The organism is Xenorhabdus stockiae (genome assembly GCF_002632825.1).
Taxonomy (GTDB): Bacteria; Pseudomonadota; Gammaproteobacteria; order Enterobacterales; family Enterobacteriaceae; genus Xenorhabdus; species Xenorhabdus stockiae.
In genome coordinates, this window is record NZ_NJAJ01000009.1 from 16,891 (window position 1) to 37,044 (window position 20,154).

The following is a 20,154-nucleotide window of genomic DNA, read 5'->3' on the forward strand; positions in this document are numbered from 1 at the left end:
ATGGAATCATCAGGGTGGTAAATATTGAGAAAGGATGATTGTCACTGCTTTTAATAAGTTAAACGAGGAATTTAATTTTTATCCAAGCTCTAATTCCAACCTCATATAATATTTTGATCTAGCTTATACTTTTCAATTTGAAAATTTTTTGATGAATTTTTCATGTGCTATCTTCATCTGCGTGGATTAACAATTAAATATGACGAGCGAATAGTTAATGAATATAAATATACAAGAAAATAATATTAGTATACTCGCTGGCAATTCACGTGTTTATCTTGACCAAGAGGATAAAATAGTTGTCGAAGCACAACTAAAAGCCTTTGAAGCAGCGCTTGTATTAGCAAAAAAAATCCAAGATAAATGTGGTCAATTACCAAGAATATCGATAGCTTTCGATCACCGTGGAATATTTCGTCTACAATTTTTGGCAGATAATCTATCTAATTCTCAAAAAAGAAACCCTCGTTTGAGCCAACTCCACACCTCAATTGTAAACGTTTTTTTACCCATAGCTGAAAAGCATCAAATATCACTTAGTGAAATACGAGTTATTCATGAGGATTCCGCTAGGCAGCACTTAGTTCACATTCTTGCCTCTGAGGAAATTCCCGAAATACTCAAGCAACGTATGGTTGCCAAAAGCACATCAGATTCCAAACCATCAATGTCTGATGTTTCTTATGAAGAGCCCACTCAAAAACTCACCTGCGCAGCTATTACAAAAGAGTATTTTGAAAAAGCAGCAGGTAATAATACAGATACACTTTTGGAAGTATTTTTTGAAGATTGTGTGTGGTCCAGAGCGCTAGCATATGCTCGCGGACTCCAACTTAGCCATATGTTAGGTGTTTCCAGTGCTATTCGTCTTAACCTCGTTAGCGAAACGGGTGATGTGAGTCAGGGTGATATAACAATTGCCTAATTATTTTAAATAATATAATTCCATCTTCACATTACAAAGTGGAACATTATGCAAACTCTATCCAAATTAATATATCTAGATAATAATGCTACAACTGCATTAGATCCTGAAGTGCTTCAATCTATGATGCCTTATCTTACTCATGAGTATGGCAATGCATCTAGTATCAGCCATGCTTTTGGCTGGAAAGCCAGAGAGGCCGTTGAGCATGCTAGGAAATTAATTTCATCATCAATCAATGCAGTAAGCCCATCGGATATTATATTTACATCTGGCTCAACCGAGTCGATTAATCTTGCCATCACAACTCTTCAGCATAAAAATAAAAAAGGGCATGTCATCACATCAATGATTGAGCACAAGGCTGTTCTTGATTGTTGCGCTAAACTTGAATCAATGGGAATAGACGTTACCTATGTGCAACCACAAAGTGACGGTGTTGTATGCCCTGACTCAATACATCGCGCATTGAGAGATGATACTTATCTGGTTTCTATTATGTCGGCAAATAATGAAATTGGTTCATTGCAAAAAATTGAGGAAATAGGCGCTCTTTGTAAAGAGCAGGATATAATTTTTCATACCGATGCTACACAGGCGCTTGGCAAAATAGAGTTTGATGTACAACGTATGAATATTAGTCTAGCCTCATTTTCTGCACATAAAATATATGGCCCCAAAGGTATTGGAGCACTTTATATCAACTCGCGTGATAAAAATATTGCTTTATCTCCCCTCATTGTTGGTGGCGGACATGAACGGGGTCTGCGCTCTGGTACTCTTAATGTCCCAGGGATAGTGGGATTTGGTCGTGCAGTTGAGTTGTCTGTTAAAAACTTACCAGATGAATCACAGAGATTAGGTCATCTGAGAAATATATTGCGACAATATCTTATTGAAAATGTGGAAGGTATTCGGATAAACGGCCATCTAACCGCATGCCTGCCGGGGTTACTTAATGTATCGTTTGAAGGAATAGATGCAGACTCACTGTTGCTTGAGCTTTCTGATATTGCACTGTCCTCAGGGTCTGCATGCACGTCTGCAAACAGAGCTTCATCACATGTGCTAAAGGCTATAGGTGTTAGTAATGAACAAGCTCAAGCCAGTGTACGTTTCGGTTTGGGAAGATTTAACAATGAAGAAGAAATAGACTATGTTTGCCATAAGTTGAAAGAAGCAATAAATAAACTGAGGTCTATGGTTCCAAGAGCATTCAGTTCTTAGTGATATAGGATTTGATTTATGCGAACGACATCAGCACTTTTTCTCCTCTTCGGCACGACTTTTACTGCGGGTGGATATGGAGCGACTTTCTTAATTTCTGAATTTTTTCGGTCACAAGGAGGGAGTGATATTGACGCAGGAATGACACTGAGTGTGGCTTTAATCGGCACTTTGATTGGTGTTCCTTTAGTTGGATGGTTTGCCGGGAGGCTGGAAGCATCGCGTTTCGCAGCCTTAGCCGCTTTATCAGTGTCATGTGGTTATTTTTTTCTCAGCGGTTCCGCGGGTGATCTGAGCTACATGCCACGTATAGGCGCGTTTCTGATTGGCCTTGGTTGGGGCATGTTCTATATCAGCGGACCAATGGCGTTGTCTGAACGTATTTCTGATGCAGATAGAGGATACTGGTTTACACGTTTCAGTGCTTTCCAGATGGCAGGAATTTGTGGCAGCCCCATTTTACTCTATATCGTTGTTGAACAACTAAAAATACCTATCCTGATAGCGTTTCTTCTTGTTGGTGTTGTTGCTATTTTTGCATCGCTATTTTTCATGGTATTTGGGTTTAGAGAACCCCAAGCTCAACGGGAATTATCATTAAGACCCTGGATAAAGAATATATCGAAGATTGCGGTTACTAGTGCAATCCGTCCGATTATTATGGTAGGACTGGGGGGCTGCGTGTTTTCTGGCATGATGTCGTTCCAGAGTTCAATTGTGGAAGGAACAGATTCAAGAGCCAGCACATTTTTTGCTGTTCATGTAGTGACTGTGGTTATATCACGGCTTCTGCTGGCTCGCTATTTATCAACTGTACCTCGTATTCCACTTGTTATCACACTTATGTCATTTTTAGTTCTGGGCATTTTATCTTTGTTTGGTGTACCTGTTCATTCAACCTTTCAGATTGTAGCCGCTATTTTAACGGGTCTGGGGTATGGATTGGTCTATCCTGTTATCCAAACTTGGGCGATAAATGAATCTGCTCTTGAGAATCGCCATGCAGCGCTTACTTGGTTCGTTGTCTCCTACTTTGTAGGGATATTCGGTTTTCCAATAATAGGTGGTTGGATATTAGTTGAAGCAGGCAAATCCTTATTTATCACTACGCTCGCTGTGATAGCGACTCTAGAGCTTGTTATAGCATTACCGAGGCGACAATTGGGTGGAGTTGTTCTAGAGAAATAAAAAGGTTCTGTCGGATTAAAGAAGTGAGTAATAGTGAAAATGCATTGATCTATTTTTATACTAAACTCTTTAGCCTATCTCACCAATCATAACCACCCATATAGCGGGTGGTTATGATTATCTCTTGCTTTATATTGTCTGATTACCTGATATTGTTTTTTTACTCAGATAAAGCCCTAATAACACTCCTATCGCAGACAGCATCAGCATATAGTATGCGGGAGCTAATTGCGTATATTGCATTAACAGAGTGATGATAATCGGTGTTAGTCCGCCAAAAATGGCATAGGCCAGATTGTATGAAAAAGAAATACCGCTGAAGCGGACTTCCGGTGGATAACTGTGAACCATAATAAAAGGTACAGCACCGATAACTCCCACAGAGAACCCTACGATTGCATAAGCACTGTATAGTCTGATGGGATCATGACTGATATTGTGATAGAAGAACCAAGCGGCTGCGCCCAGTAATAAGCTGCCTGCTAATAAAACCTTGCTAGCCCCCCATTTATCGCAGAAATGCCCGACTAATACGCAGCTAATAAAAAGTGACACAATTGCCAGACTGTTGGCTTTCAGCGTCATGGGTTGTTCGAGATGAAAAACTGTCTGCATATAGGTAGGAGTCATCAGAATGACGACGACAATACCCGCAGAAAGAAGCCAGGTCAGCAACATGGAAACAGTAATGGCTCGTTTATGATTCTGAATGACGGATTTCAGGGGTAGACCATCTGATAATGCCTTACGTGCCTGCATTTCCTTAAATATCGGCGTTTCATGTAGCCAGCGACGCAGGTACATGGCACATAGGCCAAAGAGACCACCAAGGAAGAAAGGCAAACGCCATGCCCAGTCTAAAACTTCCTGTTTACTGTAAACCGAAGTAATTGCAGTTGCGACCAGAGAGCCAAGTAAAATACCGAGAGTCAATCCCGCAGTCAGTATTCCGCAGGCAAAACCGATATGTTTACGGGGAACATGCTCTGCCACGAATACCCATGCACCGGGAACTTCACCACCGATTGCCGCTCCTTGCATAATTCGCATCACTAACAGAAGTAGTGGGGCGATAATGCCAATTGTAGCGTAGGTCGGTAACATGCCGATAATTAATGTAGGTAAAGCCATGAGCAGGATACTGAGAGAAAACATTTTTTTGCGCCCGACCAGATCACCAAAATGTGCCATGATGATCCCGCCTAAAGGCCGTGCCAGATAACCGGCGGCAAAAATACCAAAAGTCTGGAGTTGTCGGAGCCATTCAGGAATGTCAGCAGGGAAAAACAGTTCCCCCAGTACGACAGCAAAAAAAACAAAGATAATAAAGTCATAAAACTCTAATGCTCCGCCTAAAGCTGCCAGAGAAAGAGTTTTATAATCCTGTTTGTTTAGAGAACGATTGTGATGTTGTGACATAAGGTACCGATTTATAGTTATAAAATATTTTTCATATGAGTTTATATACTTTATGGATCTCAATATGTAGTTAAGAAAACTATATATTGAAAAACAACAGGTATACTGATGATTCTATCAGACTCTAATAAAGCTAAAAACAGATCTAATTTAATATTAAAAGGTATTTAATCTGTGATTTTTGTAAGGTGGGGTAACATTATAATATTATAGATGTTAATCTTCGGTTTTTAGACAAAAGACACGTCATTAGGCAAAATTAAATTTTACCTTATAGATTGCGTGTTCTGTTTTTTCTTTTTATTTCAATTTGATGCAGGGGTAAATCGTTAATCATTGCTTCATAATAATTCTTGAAAATATTAACGACCTGATGGATTTTCCGATTACGTAAAACACCTTTTATGCAATAATCATCTAATTCTATTGGAATAGCAGGAAGACATGACTATATATGAAATAGACCTCCTTTAATTCTTATCTGGTTCAATCACATTGATCCATAAACATAGTATTGGATATATGAATCTGCGCATTGCTATCTATAAAAGAAAACAATGTATTAGATTTACGATAAGCATTATCTATTTCTAATAATATGATTTATTTTATTATTCTGATTTTGTGCACAGTGCAGAACCGTTATTGTGTCATTGCGTTGTGTTTTGAGAATAGAAAACTGTAAGAGATAGGCCTGTTACAGGCCTATAATAACCTAAGAAATACTTTCAACATCCATCCCGGCATCTTTCCAACCGGAAAATCCTTTTTTAAAGTGGCGGGCACGAATGCCTTTGGCGCGTAATAATTCAAGGGCATTGGCAGAAAGAACGCAGTAGGGGCCGCGGCAGTAAGCGATAAGATTTGAGTTGGAAGTCAGTTCATCTAATCGGCTCTCCAGTTCATCAATCGGGATATTGATGGCATTCGGTAAATGCCCCTGATTGAACTCTTCTTTCGGCCTGACATCCAATAGTATGGTGCTCTTTTCCTTGATTCGATCCAACAATTCATCCCATGAAATGGCTTCCTGATTATCCATATCATCGATCAATCTGCGCATTTCTGCCCGATTAAATTCAGCATATTTCTGGATAGCGGTAATGATATCCATAACCGGGCCATCCCCCAGACGATAAAACACATGTTTACCGACTTTACGGGATTGCAGGATACCTGAACGTTTTAAATGTTGCAGATGCTGGGATGTGTTAGCAATAGACAGGCCGGAAAGCTCTGACAGGCATTCGACGGATTGCTCAGAACTCATCAGGCACTCAAGTAATGTCAGGCGATGGGCATTTCCCAGTACTTTGGCTATTTCGGCAATCTCAACAAGAATTTGTTTATCAAACATTGACATCTGGTTCCCAATATCATGATATTCAATAGATTCATTGAATATCATGATATCAAAGTTTTCCCGATGGTTCGAGCACTAGGCAAAGTGATGACTAATACAGCTTATATACTTCGTCTTTCAAGTTGCCTCTTTGTTGGCTGTGCTCACTCACCGATTTTATAAATATATGGCTATCTATGTTCCCAGGGATGAGTTCCCTTGCGGCCGCGACGCAGCTTGCTCTTAACGGGAATGAGTTATCTGGAATATCGCGATCATTGTCACATTTTTATGACGAGAAATTTGAGTGATTTACAAAAGAAACTAGGCTTTAAAATTGAATTATCACTATTTTAAACATTTACGCAGATATACTTGTTGTTCTTTAAGTTGAAGTTATTGTCAGTTGCTTCACTTGAAGATCTTTAGGGTATAACTCCTGACAATGATTTCCTAAATTGCTGTGTTGGAAGGGTTGTCAGGTTTTTTTTCGCTTGAATAAAGTGTACTGCTTTGTATTCCATTCAATATACCCACCCTCTTTCAAGTTGTCTTTTGGTGGGCTGCATTCTACTCATTCTGATTATCATTGCATAAGTATAGTTTATGTATTTTGAGGTTGTTAAAGAGGCTTCGACCTTTCATCGAGCAGTTGCTACCGCGATATATTTTGAAATCCACGGGGTATAGAAAAATAACACGCTATGGAAGAATGGGGAAAAAATAGTATGAAATACCAGCTATTAGCTCAGGAAATTATTGCGGATGTTGGTGGTCAGGGGAACATTATCAGTCTCATCCATTGTGCAACCCGGCTACGATTTAAATTACGGGATAGTGCTCTGGCTAACATTGATAAGTTAAAAGCTCAGTCAGGTATTATCACGGTTATCGAAAGCGGAGGTCAGTTTCAGGTAGTTATCGGGAATCAGGTCGGTGATGTTTATCAGGCTATTCAGCAAGAACTGACTTCTGCTGAGCAAACATCAGATACCGCGGAGCTTCCGAATTTCGCTAATAATAAAAAAGATAGCCTTTTTAACCAGTTTATTGATGTTGTATCCGGTATTTTTACCCCATTTTTAGGTGTTATGGCGGCGGCGGGTATTTTGAAGGGGCTGCTTGCGGTTGCTGTTACTCTGAAATGGATGTCTCTTGATAGCGGGACTTATCATGTCTGGTATGCTGCCAGCGACTCTTTGTTCTACTTTTTTCCGCTATTGCTCGGTTATACAGCCGGTAAGAAATTCGGCGGCAATCCTTTTATTACGATGGCTATCGGGGGAGCATTGGTTCATCCGATGATTATCTCCGCCTTTAAGGCATCAACAAGTGCGGGAAGCTCTACAGAGTACTTCATGGGGATCCCGCTCTCATTCCTGAACTACAGTGCATCGGTAATCCCCATTATTTTTGCGTCCTGGGTTAGCTGTAAAGTGGAGAGAAAGCTGAATGCTCACATTCCTGCCACGATTAAGGGATTTGTCACTCCTCTTATTTGCCTCATATTGATTGTTCCACTGGTGTTTCTGGTTATCGGACCAATGGCGACATGGCTGAGCCAATTGCTGGCTGGTGGTTATCAGGCGGTATATGGGGTAGCTCCTGCACTGGCTGGGGCGATTATGGGAGCAGTCTGGCAGGTTTTTGTGATTTTCGGCCTTCATTGGGGATTCGTTCCTCTTGCTATCAATAATTTGGCGGTTCTCGGGCACGATACATTAACACCTCTGTTGCTTCCCGCGGTGATAGGGCAAACAGGTGCGGCCTTTGGGGTATTTCTGCGAACGCGGGATGCGAAATTAAAAATGCTGGCGGGTTCTGCTGCGACTTCCGGTATGTTCGGTATTACTGAACCTGCGGTTTATGGTGTGACTTTGCCTTACCGACGCCCATTTATTTTTGGCTGTGTTGCGGGGGCAATTGGTGGTTCGGTGGTGGGGTATTACCAAGGCGCAATTTATTCAGCGGGGCTGGTGAATATTTTTACCTTCACTCAGATGATCCCACCAACAGGTGTCAATAACACGGTGTGGGGGGCAATGATTGGCACAGCGCTGGCCTTTATCATTTCCACTGTACTCACGTGGCTGTTCGGGCTTCCGGCTTCTTCTAATTCTCCGCACAGGCCTTCTACAAAAGAAAGTTAACAGTAAAAAGTATCATTAACACCCTATTGATCAATTAGTTTGTAACCCGAGAGGATATTTGTATGAAACAGTTTCCGACACATTTTCTGTGGGGAGGAGCCATTGCTGCCAATCAGGTTGAAGGCGCTTATTTAGCTGACGGGAAAGGTCTTTCTACTTCGGATGTCCAGCCGCAGGGAATTATGGGGCCGGTCATTGAGCGAGAGTCTGAGAGTACGCAATACCTTAAAGATATCGCTATCGATTTTTATCATCGTTATCCCGAAGATATCGCTCTGTTTGCAGAAATGGGATTCACTTGTTTGCGTACTTCCATCGCATGGAGCCGGATTTTTCCTCAGGGCGATGAAATGCAAGCCAATGAAGCGGGTCTGGCATTTTATGACAGGTTATTTGATGAAATGGCGAAATACGGGATTCAGCCAGTCATTACGTTATCCCATTATGAAATGCCGTGGGCGTTGGTTAAAAAACACGGTGGATGGGGAAATCGTAAACTAATTGATTTCTTTGAGCGTTATGCCCGCACAGTTTTCACTCGTTATCAGAAAAAAGTGAAATTGTGGCTGACATTCAATGAAATCAATATGTCACTACATGAGCCACTAACCGGCGTCGGGTTGCCGAAAAACAGTACACAGTCAGAAATCTATCAGGCTATTCACCATCAATTGGTTGCCAGTGCCCGCGCGGTAAAACTTTGCCATGAAATTATCCCTGATGCCCGTATCGGCAATATGTTATTGGGTGGGCTGATGTACCCATTGACTTGTAAACCAGATGATGTGTTGGCTACTCTCCGGCAAAACCAGAAATGGCTGTTTTTTGGTGATGTTCAGGCTCGTGGGGTATATCCGGGTTATATACTGCGTTATTTCCGGGAAAATGGTATTGAAGTCACGATAACTGAACAGGATAAGCTTGAGATGCAAAATACGGTGGATTTTATCTCATTCAGTTATTACATGAGTGGGTGTACTTCCGGGAATGAAGCGGACTATCAGAAAAAGCAGAGCAATATTCTGAATATGATCCCGAATCCCCATCTGGCCAGTTCAGAATGGGGATGGCAGATAGATCCTGTCGGATTGCGAACGTTACTGAATTTATTATGGGATCGTTATCAGAAGCCGCTGTTTATTGTTGAGAATGGTCTGGGAGCCAAAGATACCGTAGAAGCTGATGGGACAATTCAGGATGATTACCGCATTAGCTATCTGAATGACCATCTTGTGCAGGTTAGGGAAGCCATTGAAGATGGTGTGGATGTCATGGGTTACACCAGCTGGGGAGCTATTGATTTGATTAGCGCCTCAAAAGGGGAGATTTCCAAGCGTTACGGTTATATCTATGTTGATCAGAATGAGCAAGGGACCGGAACGCTGGAACGCCGTCGTAAGAAAAGTTTCTATTGGTATAAACAGGTTATTGAAACTCATGGTGGCAGCCTGATTTGAGCCCGCTCTGTTTCTTAAAGGTTCTGATGTATTCAGAACCTTTTCAAAATATAACTTCTGCTGGTTGAGCAATAACAAGTTGAGTAATAACAACAGTCAGCCAGCATTAAGATCTTAACGGCGGGCACTTTTAGGCCTGAAGGCTGAGACAATGCTTTCATCAGTTTCGATATAGGGGCCATCTAGCAACTGAATGCAATAAGGTACACTGGCAAAAATTCCGGGTACTAAGACTTTTCCGCTATCATCTTTCAGCCCTTCCAGCGTTTCTGCTATAGCTTTAGGCTGCCCGGGTAGGTTAAGAATTAAGGCCTGATTGCGGATCACGCCTACCTGACGGGATAAAATTGCGGTGGGTACAAATTGAAGGCTGATTTGGCGCATCTGCTCACCAAATCCGGGCATTTCACGATCAGCAACTGCCAGAGTTGCATCCGGGGTAACATCACGACGAGCAGGGCCTGTTCCACCTGTTGTCAGAACTAAATGGCAGCCCAATTCATCAACTAATTCGCACAGAGTTTGCTCAATCAGGATTTGCTCATCAGGGATCAGGCGGGCTTCTATACTGAAAGGCGTCGTTATCGTTTTTCCCAACCATTCTTCTAATGCAGGTAGACCTTTGTCCTGATAAATACCATTGGAAGCACGATCAGAAACAGACACGAGGCCAATGCGTAATACATTCATGCGAACCTCAATTAACAGCAAATGATTAAAATAGTGAAAGTGAAAAAGGCGACACGGTTATTATGTCGCCTTTAAGGAAGAAAAAATATACACTTCGTCTTTCAAGTTGCCTCTTTGTTGGCTACGCTCGTTCACCCCAGTCACATAGTTCTCTATGTTCCCGGGGATTCTCTCCCTTGCCGCCGCGATGCAACTCAAAATCCAATGGGTATAGCGTGCCGCTCAGGACTACAGCAAGTCAGCGATCATGCTTTCAAGTTTACCCTGATCGATAGCAAACTTACGGATACCTTCCGCTAGTTTTTCGGTTGCCATCGCATCCTGATGATGTTCCCAATAGAACTCAGCTTCAGTCATTGCTGCAGGACGTGGCTTGATTTCACCTTCATAGCTGAGTTTGTGCTCAACTTCGCCTGCCGTTTCAGACAGTTCTTTCAGCAATGCAGGAGAGATAGTCAGACGGTCACAACCAGCCAGTTCCAGAATTTCACCGGAGTTACGGAAACTTGCACCCATAACAACAGTGTTATAGCCGTGTTCTTTATAGTACTGGTAAATTTCAGAAACGGAAATCACACCCGGATCTTCATTTGGTGCGAATTCTTTTTTATCGCTGTTTGCTTTGTACCAGTCGAGAATACGGCCAACGAATGGAGAAATCAGGAAAACACCGGCTTCCGCACAAGCACGAGCCTGAGCAAAAGAGAACAGCAGAGTCAGGTTACAGTTGATACCTTCTTTTTCCAGTTGCTCCGCAGCGCGGATACCCTGCCATGTGGAAGCCAGTTTGATCAGAATACGATCATTGCTGATGCCTGCTTCGTTGTACAGTTTGATCAGGCGTTTTGCTTTTGCGACACTGGCTTCGGTGTCATAAGAGAGGCGGGCATCAACTTCAGTGGAAATACGGCCGGGGATCAGTTTCAGAATTTCCAGACCGATGTTAACCGCCAATTTATCGCCGGCATCAATGATCTGTTGTTCACGGGAATTGCTCTGAGCACGTGCCCATTCAATGGCGTCATCAATCAGTTGGCGATATTCCGGGATCTGGGCAGCGTTCAAAATCAGAGAAGGGTTAGTTGTTGCATCTTGCGGCTGATACAGTTTCATTGCCGCGATATCCCCGGTATCTGCTACAACTGTTGTCAGTTTACGCAGGGAAGTCAGTTTATCGGTCATGTTTAATATCTCATCGTTATACGTAAAATCTTTGGCATTGTTGCCTCGCCATCCTGTGATAATAACATGGTCAGGCTCGGCTCGTAAGCTAGGAAAATCCTATCGTTGTTATTCCCCTTTTTCCGGTTATTTTTGCTAAATTGGAGAGGAAAAGCCTCGATTATTGAGAATAACCATTCAAAAATTCGGAACAAAATCATGCTTATTACTATTTCACCGGCCAAAACACTTGATTATGAAAGTCCGCTTGCCACAAAAAAGTATAGCCAACCTGCATTACTGGAGGAGTCAAAACAGTTAATTGATGTTTGTCGTACGTTAACGCCGGCACAAATCAGCAGCTTGATGGGGATCAGTGACAAACTGGCGGGGCTGAATGCCGCACGTTTTGGTGAATGGCAGCCGGATTTTACACCGGAAAATGCCCGTCAGGCGATCTTAGCTTTTAAAGGCGATGTTTATGCCGGGATGCAGGCAGAAACGTTCTCAGATGCTGATTTTGATTTTGCCCAGAGTCATTTAAGAATGTTATCCGGATTATATGGGGTTTTGCGTCCACTTGATCTGATGCAGCCTTACCGTCTGGAAATGGGGATCAAACTGGAAAATCCCCGTGGTAAGGATTTGTATAAATTCTGGGGAGATCGCATCACGGAAAACCTGAATGCGGCACTGGAACAACAGGGGGATGATGTTCTGGTAAATCTGGCATCCGACGAGTATTTCAAATCCGTCAATACGAAAAAGCTGGCAGCCCGGATTATTAAGCCGGTCTTTCTGGATGAAAAAAATGGCAAATACAAAGTTATCAGCTTCTATGCGAAAAAAGCCCGTGGCCTGATGAGCCGGTTTATCATTCAGAACCAATTAACTGATCCTACGCGGCTGGTGGAGTTTAGTCTGGAAGGATATGCGTTTGATGAATCCTTATCTAAAGAAAATGAACTGGTGTTTAAACGCCCTGAGCAGCATTGATAACCCTTAGCATTGATAGCCAGTAAGCATTAATAAATAGTGTCACTCCACAATAATGAGTGGAGTGACAAATGCTAGGTTATTTCAAGGCTTTTGCCATCAGAAATTTGCGTAATGTAGCGAAATCAGCAGGCAGGAGGTGGGATAACAATTCCATATCTGCACGTTCTGCTAATTCTTGTGGCAATGGTAATGTCTGGCCGAGTGTCTCTTCGACACTTTCCTTGAATTTTGCCGGATGCGCAGTTCCCAGGAATAAGCCATATTCACCATCCTGTAACTGGTCACGCAGAATGCGATAAGCAACCGCAGCATGTGGCTCAGAAATATAGCCTTTTGCTGCCAGTTCGCGCATGGTGTCCTGCGTGGTTTTGTCATCGACAACGCCATTACCCAGTTCGCTGAGTGCCCAGTCTTTACGGCGGAACAGTTCTTCAATGCGTGGCCAGTTATTAGGCTGGCTGACATCCATTGCGTTGGAAAGGGTGGCAATGGTTTGATTCGGCAGCCATTTTCCTTCTGCCAGATAACGGGGAACGGTGTCGTTAATGTTAGTCGCTGCGATAAAACGCTTCACTGGTAATCCCATTGATTTTGCCAGCAGACCCGCGGTCAGATTGCCGAAATTGCCACTTGGAACTGAAATGACCAGTTGGTCACGTTTTTCTGCCGGAATTTGTGCAACGGCTTCAAAGTAATAGCAAATCTGCGCCAAAAGACGGCTGATATTAATGGAATTTGCAGAGTTGAGATGCAGTGCCTGTTTCAGTTCTTCATCATCAAATGACTGTTTAACCAATGCCTGACAGGCGTCAAAGTCACTTTGAATCGCAACAGTATGGATGTTGCCACCTAATGTACAGAATAGTTTTTCCTGTAGCGGGCTGATTTTTCCTTCTGGATAGAGGATCACAACTTGCACGTTATTCAGACCATAAAAGGCATGAGCAACTGCTGCACCGGTATCACCGGAAGTTGCGGTCAGAATAGTGACCGGCTGCTCTCCTGCAATCTGAGCCAGGATCTGTGCCATAAAGCGGCCGCCAAAGTCTTTAAAGGCCAGTGTCGGGCCGTGATAAAGCTCAAGTGAGGCGATGTCATCTTCGACAGTCGATACAGGAGCCGGGAAAGCAAACGCATTTTTAACACGTTCAGCTAGCTGGTCAGTCAGGATTTCGTCGCCAATAAAAGCCGAAAGTATACGCTGGCTGCGGCTGACAAAATCCAGTTTTAATAATTCATCAATTTCGGCACGACTGAATTCAGGTAAATCTTGTGGGAAAAATAATCCCTGCTGTTTTCCTAATCCTTGTTTAACGGCCTGTGAAAAGCTGACCTGCTCGTGACTGTCTTTTAAATTATATAATTTCATTATTATCTTACCTATTACCCTATCTGTCGTGCGCCTGCGAGATCCAGACGGCAAATATGAACAAAACCTTCATCATTTTGTACGTAATGTTGTTGCAGCCATTGAGCGACTTCTTCAGCTATTGCCATTTCATTGCAAATTGCAAACAGTGTCGGGCCAGAGCCAGAAATACTGCATGCCAGCGCCCCCAGTTTTTTTACTCCTTCACGAGCGTTTGCAAAACCGGGTAAAAGTTGTGTGCGATAAGGTTCGCCGACAATATCTTTCATTAAGTTGGCGGCTAAACTGGATTGCCGGGTATGGCAGGCATGGATAAATCCGGCAAAATAACGGCCATGATTAATGATATCACTGCGTGAATAGTGGTCAGGCAAAATGGCGCGGGCTTCTGATGTAGAAACCTTGATGCCGGGGTAGGCCATCACCCACAGCCAGTCTTCAAAAGCAGGAATGGATTGGCAAACGGCATTTTCTTGCGCCGTGATGAGTTGCAGACCGCCGAGATAACAAGGGGCGACATTGTCATAATGTACGCCACCGGAAATGCGTCCTTCCAGCTCTCCCATCATCTCCAGTAACTGGTCGCGATCAAAAGGATGGCCGGAATATTCATTTAAGGCGACCAGTGCAGCAACAACTGAACAGGCACTGGAACCCAGCCCGGAGCCTATTGGCATATTTTTTTCCAGTGTCATGGCAACGGGCAGTTCTTTACCCAAACGCTGGCAAAAGAGTTGCCAACATTGGTAAACAATATTGTGTTTGGGATTTCCGGGCAGCTTGCTGACAAATTTCCCTTCATTACTTAACGTAAACTTTTCTGCAGCTTTGACTGAAACACAATCCCCAAGCAGTGAGCCATCAACCGGAGAAACCGCCGCACCGAGCACATCAAACCCAACTCCAACGTTTCCGATAGAGGCAGGTGCATAAACCCTGACCATCATTACACTCCCAATTTCCATGACAAAGTGCGTAATATATCAGCAAAAACACCCGCTGCCGTTACATCATTTCCAGCGCCGTAACCGCGCAGTACCAGCGGAATAGGCTGATAATAACGGGTATAGAAAGCCAGTGCGTTTTCACCATTTTTAACTTTATACAGCGGATCATTACCATCAACCGCAGCGATTTTCACCATACAGCGGCCCTGTTCAATAATACCGACATAGCGCAGCACTTTTCCTTGCTCTGCGGCATCGACAACCCGGCGGGTAAATTCCTGATCCAACTGTGGCAGACGTTGCAGGAAGTCAGGGACATCACCATTGGAATCAAATGAGGCAGGTAAAACCGGCTCAACGTGAATATCCTCCAATTCCAGTTCATAACCGGATTCACGGGCCAGAATTAAGAGCTTACGCGCAACATCCATGCCAGAGAGATCGTCACGAGGATCAGGTTCAGTGAAGCCTTTTTCTTTTGCCAGTAAGGTTGCTTGGGAAAGCGTCATCCCTTCATCCAGCATACCGAAGATATAAGACAGAGAACCTGACAGGATCCCGTTGAACTGAACCAGCTCATCACCGGCATTCAGCAAATTCTGTAGATTTTCGATAACCGGTAAGCCTGCGCCTACGTTGGTGTCATACAGGAATTTACGTTTTGAGTTTTCTGCCGCACGACGGATCTCACGATAGTAGGCCATGGAAAGCGTATTGGCTTTTTTATTCGGCGTAACAACGTTGAAGCCATCACTCAGGAAGCTGGAATACTGCTCAGCGATAGACTGATTAGATGTACAATCAACGATAACCGGATTCAGGAGATGGTACTCTTTTTCGAGCCGGATTAAACGACTCAGGCTGAAAGGTTCGCTGGCTTCTGACAAAGCCTGCTGCCAATTATCCAGACTGATGCCCTGCATATCGGTTAACATCGCCCGTGAGTTGGCAATTCCGCATACACGCAGATCAATGTGTTTTTGCTTCAGCCATGACTGCTGGCGGCGGATTTGTTCGATTAATGCACTTCCGACACCGCCTACGCCGACAACAAAGACTTCAACCACCTGAGCGGTATTGAACAGCATTTGATGGCAGAGCCGCACTGCGGTTGTTGCGTTATCATTGTCAATCACTGCGGAGATGGAACGCTCTGATGAGCCTTGCGCGAGAGCAATGATATTGATATTGGCGCGGGTCAGTGCCGAGAAGAAACGGGCAGAGATGCCACGCTGTGTACGCATTCCGTCACCCACGACAGAAATAATGGCGAGATTATCGATAACATCAATAGGATCAAGCGCACCATCTTTTAACTCCAGATAAAACTCTTCGGTCAGCGCTTTCTGTGCTCTGTTCAGCTCTTTTTGCGGTACACAGAAACTGATGCTGTATTCTGATGAAGACTGAGTGATCAGCACAACGGAAATACCTGAACGGGACATCACAGCAAAGACTCTTGCTGCCATACCTACCATGCCTTTCATACCGGGGCCTGAAACGTTAATCATCGCCATATGATTCAGGTTAGTGATCCCTTTAATAAGCATGCTGTCATCTTTTTGCCCGTTTCCGATAAAGGTACCCGGCGCATCAGGGTTGACAGTATTTTTAATCAGGCAGGGGATCTGGAACTGGGCGATAGGGGCAATAGTCCGGGGATGAAGCACCTTTGCACCGAAATAGGAAAGTTCCATTGCTTCCTGATATGACAGGCTTTTCAACAGACGGGCATCGGCAACAGATCGTGGATCACAGGTATAAACGCCATCTACGTCAGTCCAGATTTCACAGCAATCGGCTCGTAAACAGGCGGCCAGCACCGCGGCTGAGTAATCAGAACCATTACGTCCGAGAACGACAAGCTCACCATTATCATTACCGGCCGTAAAACCGGCCATCAGAATAATATGGTCAGAAGGAATATTCAGGGCTGCAATACGTTTGGAGGATTCGTGAATATCAACGGTGGATTCGAGGTAATGCCCATGAGCAAGCAGATTTTTAACCGGATCGATCACAGAAACTTTATGCCCGCGGGCTTGTAATACGGCAGCCATAATAGCAATGGATAATTTTTCGCCGCAGCAAATCAGGGAGGCATTAATGCTATCCGGGCACTGTTTCAACAGAGAAATACCATGCAGTGTTTGTTTCAGGTGCGCAAACTCACGCTCCATGAGCGTTTTCAGGTTTTCATAATCGAAATTCGGCTGATGCTCTTTTAACCCCGACAGTAAATCAGTAAATATTTGGATAGTATCGCTGATGTTGGAAACAATATCCTGCCCTGCAACCGTCTTAGCGACCATTGCCACTAAATGGTTCGTGATTTTTGCGGGGGCAGAAAGGACTAGAGCAACCTGCCCAAGGGGTAGCTCACTTTCAGCGATATTTGCCACACTCAGTACGCGTTGGTAGTTTGCGACTGAAGTGCCTCCAAATTTAAGTACACGCATTGGTATTTCTCTCCTGACTTACTGTTAAAAAAGGGTCAAAAAAAAGCCCGTATCTTGTTGGATACGGGCTTTTTACTATTTTATTCTATGCGTCAGCCCGCACCGTAACCTGTAGTTCCGGTGGTAATCGTGGTGATTGTGTTTGCAGTGATTACTTTTGAGGTAATTGTATTTTTCGGGCTGATGTCTCGCATGGTTTCCTGTCTGTCTTTTTATTCTGTTCGACCCCTATTGGTTAAAGGAAAGTGTGGTCGAAGTCAAATAATTTTTACAATTACAGCGGGAAAAAGCGCCATTTTCTGTGTTGTAATCGTTCAAAGTATCTTTAACTGATTTGGTCATTATCCGGCTTCAAATATTTTTACTAGCATTTAATTTTATAAAAAACATATTTTGTAATTATTTCGTCTTTATGATAAAACACGCTGATTTTAACATTTGAGTGTCGTGTGATCTCTTTAGAGGTTGGAGATAACACTACTTTTAATTAACATAAAATCACCAGGAATATAACAATATTGTTAATTTAAAATTAACAATTACAAATAATGTTAACGTGCTACAATTGATTTTGATATGTATCAACAAAAGTTGGTTTTTTTAGAGGGCAAATGCATTACTAGCTGTTATATTGCTGTTAATAGACTAATATAGCTCCTGTTCTGATTGGGGTTTTTTAGGTATGTACCCTCAGAGAAAAGTAACAGGTGCTTTTAGCGTAAAACATATCAACAACATTTATTTTTTAGACATGAGCCCGTTTTCTGTGATTCAGAACGAGAACAGAATATTTTCTATTAATAATAACGGCTTATGTCATACAGGTTCTATTTTTTTAGCGATTTTAGGTAGCAACTATGCAAACCCCGCACATTTTGATTGTTGAAGACGAAATTGTCACACGCAATACCCTGAAAAGCATTTTTGAAGCTGAAGGGTATGTTGTTTATGAAGCCACTGATGGCTCAGAAATGCACAACATTTTGTCAGATAACGATATCAACTTAGTGATTATGGATATCAATCTGCCAGGCAAAAACGGGTTACTCCTTGCCCGTGAATTACGTGAACAGGCGAATGTTGCCCTGATGTTTTTAACTGGGCGTGATAATGAGGTGGATAAGATACTTGGGCTTGAAATTGGTGCTGATGACTACATCACTAAGCCTTTCAACCCACGGGAGTTAACCATTCGGGCACGTAACCTGCTTTCCCGTACGATGAATCTGAGCCATGTAGGTGAAGAACGTCGTCAGGTTGAAAGCTACAGGTTTAATGGCTGGGAGCTGGATATCAACAGCCGTTCTTTGGTCAGCCCGATGGGAGATCATTATAAACTGCCACGCAGTGAATTCCGTGCGATGCTCCATTTCTGTGAGAATCCGGGGAAAATTCAGACTCGTGCAGAACTGTTGAAAAAGATGACCGGGCGTGAGCTGAAGCCACATGATCGTACTGTCGATGTGACTATCCGCCGGATTCGTAAACATTTTGAATCTACAGCGGATACTCCGGAAATCATCGCTACCATTCATGGTGAAGGTTATCGTTTTTGTGGCGATTTAGAAGACTAATCGATACCATGCCTACCAGCGATTTATTCTAAAAAATATCGTATTCGTAAAAATACTTTATCTTTTTAAAAGCCCTGAATACCTAATGGCATCAGGGCTTTTAATTTTATTGATTGTAGTACCTTACTCTTTCCACGGCATAATCGGTACGGCGCTGATGGCATTTTTTGGTGAACCATCAATAACTTTATCGGAATAAGTAAGGTAGATCAGAGAATTACGTTTTGGGTCGAAAAAGCGAACAACCTGAAGTTTTTTAAATACCAGCGACGTTCTTTTCTGGAAAACAACTTGCCCTTTTTTCGGCGATTTAAGGATCTTTTCTGCTACTTCGATCGGGCCAACCTGTTGACAGGAAATTGCGGCATCAGAAGTATCTTCCGCTAATCCCAAGCCTCCTTTGATACCTCCTGTCTTTGCTCTGCTTAAATAGCAGGTCACATTTTTAACATCAGGATCATCAAAAGCTTCAATGATTATTTTGTTATCCGGGCCAAAAAATTTGAACACAGTATCAACAGAGCCGATCTCTTCAGCGTGCAGGATCGTTGGAGAACACAGCAGGACAACAGCAATCACTATTTTCTTAATTGTTACCATATTTAGTCCACTTTAATTAAATAAAGGCAGTGAAAATATCCAGTATTAGCATATAATGCGAATTAATGATTTTTGTAACGTCATTTGATTAGTTTATGTATCTATAAAGAAAAACATGGCATTATAGCTAAATATACATGCAAAATGAGTAAACAAAAGGGCTTTAAGCTGGCCTTCAGGATTTCCATTATTTTCTAAATACTGCGTGAAAATTCTTTCTTTATCGAAAGCCGCTGGAATCGAAGGTCAGATGATTTTCATCTACTAATATAAACAGGTAGGAGACGATTATCTAATTATTGATCTTTTCATTTGTTGTAAAGGATCCTAAAGCTAAGCTTGCAAATGATCAGATTTACCATTAGTTTATTCCAAGATTTTTCTTGTTTAATTTAGTGTCTGACTTTATCCATTGCGATTATGTCATGGTGCTTTGTTTTATCACGCAAGAGAAAATGCCGCTTCTTAGGAGTAGCAATAAAGTAACGTTTGTTTGGATAGCCACAATAGGTATTGCTGTCATGACAGGGAAAAGGACTGTGTTGTGAAAACGACGGTATGCCTGATGAAGTGAAAAATCAGGTAGTTAAAATCATCTTAGTGTTTGGAAATGATAGGTACTCATTATTAATTAATCTATATAGCAT

14 protein-coding genes, 1 pseudogene and 1 other annotated feature are annotated in these 20,154 nt (G+C 42.7%); of the genes and pseudogenes, 7 read left to right on the forward strand and 8 right to left on the reverse strand.

What is annotated here, in order from left to right:
• Positions 1-223: 223 nt before the first annotated feature.
• The 3 genes from Xsto_RS05905 to Xsto_RS05915 are packed head-to-tail and all read left to right on the forward strand — an operon-like array spanning position 224 to position 3,340.
• Complete coding sequence (locus tag Xsto_RS05905) at positions 224-925, forward strand: hypothetical protein (RefSeq protein ID WP_169926597.1); 702 nt, start codon at positions 224-226, stop codon at positions 923-925.
• 48 nt (positions 926-973) lie between these two features.
• Positions 974-2,152: a cysteine desulfurase family protein gene (locus tag Xsto_RS05910; protein ID WP_099124371.1), complete on the forward strand. Its 1,179-nt coding sequence runs from the start codon at positions 974-976 to the stop codon at positions 2,150-2,152.
• A gap of 18 nt (positions 2,153-2,170) precedes the next feature.
• Entirely contained in the window at positions 2,171-3,340 is a 1,170-nt protein-coding gene (locus Xsto_RS05915; RefSeq protein ID WP_099124372.1) for an MFS transporter, read from the forward strand.
• A gap of 129 nt (positions 3,341-3,469) precedes the next feature.
• Here the strand turns inward: Xsto_RS05915 and Xsto_RS05920 are convergent, their stop codons facing one another.
• Together Xsto_RS05920 and Xsto_RS05925 are read right to left on the reverse strand one after the other, a co-directional pair.
• On the reverse strand, positions 3,470-4,759 hold the full coding sequence (locus Xsto_RS05920; protein ID WP_099124373.1) for an MFS transporter: 1,290 nt from the start codon (positions 4,757-4,759) through the stop codon (positions 3,470-3,472).
• A gap of 715 nt (positions 4,760-5,474) precedes the next feature.
• Positions 5,475-6,116, reverse strand: coding sequence for an ArsR/SmtB family transcription factor (locus tag Xsto_RS05925; RefSeq protein ID WP_099124444.1), 642 nt, complete (start codon positions 6,114-6,116; stop codon positions 5,475-5,477).
• A 713-nt stretch (positions 6,117-6,829) separates the two neighbouring features.
• Here Xsto_RS05925 and Xsto_RS05930 point away from each other — a divergent pair.
• Both Xsto_RS05930 and Xsto_RS05935 read left to right on the forward strand, forming a co-directional pair.
• Positions 6,830-8,215: pseudogene (locus Xsto_RS05930) on the forward strand (PTS transporter subunit EIIC); the annotation flags it as partial.
• A gap of 98 nt (positions 8,216-8,313) precedes the next feature.
• Complete coding sequence (locus Xsto_RS05935) at positions 8,314-9,708, forward strand: glycoside hydrolase family 1 protein (protein WP_099108804.1); 1,395 nt, start codon at positions 8,314-8,316, stop codon at positions 9,706-9,708.
• A gap of 114 nt (positions 9,709-9,822) precedes the next feature.
• Here the strand turns inward: Xsto_RS05935 and mog are convergent, their stop codons facing one another.
• Positions 9,823-10,398: a molybdopterin adenylyltransferase gene (gene mog / locus Xsto_RS05940; protein WP_099124374.1), complete on the reverse strand. Its 576-nt coding sequence runs from the start codon at positions 10,396-10,398 to the stop codon at positions 9,823-9,825.
• 228 nt (positions 10,399-10,626) lie between these two features.
• On the reverse strand, positions 10,627-11,580 hold the full coding sequence (gene tal / locus Xsto_RS05950; RefSeq protein WP_099124376.1) for a transaldolase: 954 nt from the start codon (positions 11,578-11,580) through the stop codon (positions 10,627-10,629).
• A 198-nt stretch (positions 11,581-11,778) separates the two neighbouring features.
• On the opposite strand from tal, the gene yaaA reads away from it, so the two are divergent.
• On the forward strand, positions 11,779-12,555 hold the full coding sequence (gene yaaA, locus Xsto_RS05960; RefSeq protein WP_099124377.1) for a peroxide stress protein YaaA: 777 nt from the start codon (positions 11,779-11,781) through the stop codon (positions 12,553-12,555).
• A gap of 79 nt (positions 12,556-12,634) precedes the next feature.
• On the opposite strand, the gene thrC is transcribed toward yaaA, so the two are convergent.
• The 3 genes from thrC to thrA are packed head-to-tail and all read right to left on the reverse strand — an operon-like array spanning position 12,635 to position 17,333.
• Entirely contained in the window at positions 12,635-13,927 is a 1,293-nt protein-coding gene (gene thrC, locus Xsto_RS05965; RefSeq protein ID WP_099124378.1) for a threonine synthase, read from the reverse strand.
• Positions 13,928-13,941: 14 nt separating this feature from the next.
• On the reverse strand, positions 13,942-14,892 hold the full coding sequence (thrB, locus tag Xsto_RS05970; RefSeq protein WP_099124379.1) for a homoserine kinase: 951 nt from the start codon (positions 14,890-14,892) through the stop codon (positions 13,942-13,944).
• Positions 14,874-17,333, reverse strand: coding sequence for a bifunctional aspartate kinase/homoserine dehydrogenase I (gene thrA / locus Xsto_RS05975; protein ID WP_099124380.1), 2,460 nt, complete (start codon positions 17,331-17,333; stop codon positions 14,874-14,876). The genes thrB and thrA overlap by 19 nt, the downstream gene beginning before the upstream one ends.
• Positions 17,334-17,369: 36 nt before the next feature.
• Positions 17,370-17,485 (reverse strand) — a sequence feature (Thr leader region).
• 705 nt (positions 17,486-18,190) lie between these two features.
• Between thrA and arcA the strand changes: the two genes are divergently transcribed.
• Positions 18,191-18,907 (forward strand): two-component system response regulator ArcA, encoded by a 717-nt coding sequence (arcA, locus tag Xsto_RS05980; RefSeq protein ID WP_099108796.1) that lies wholly within the window; start codon positions 18,191-18,193, stop codon positions 18,905-18,907.
• A 123-nt stretch (positions 18,908-19,030) separates the two neighbouring features.
• On the opposite strand, the gene creA is transcribed toward arcA, so the two are convergent.
• The gene (gene creA / locus Xsto_RS05985) at positions 19,031-19,507 is read right to left on the reverse strand and encodes a protein CreA (RefSeq protein ID WP_099108795.1); all 477 of its coding nucleotides are present in this window, start codon (positions 19,505-19,507) and stop codon (positions 19,031-19,033) included.
• Between the last annotated feature and the right edge of the window lie 647 nt (positions 19,508-20,154).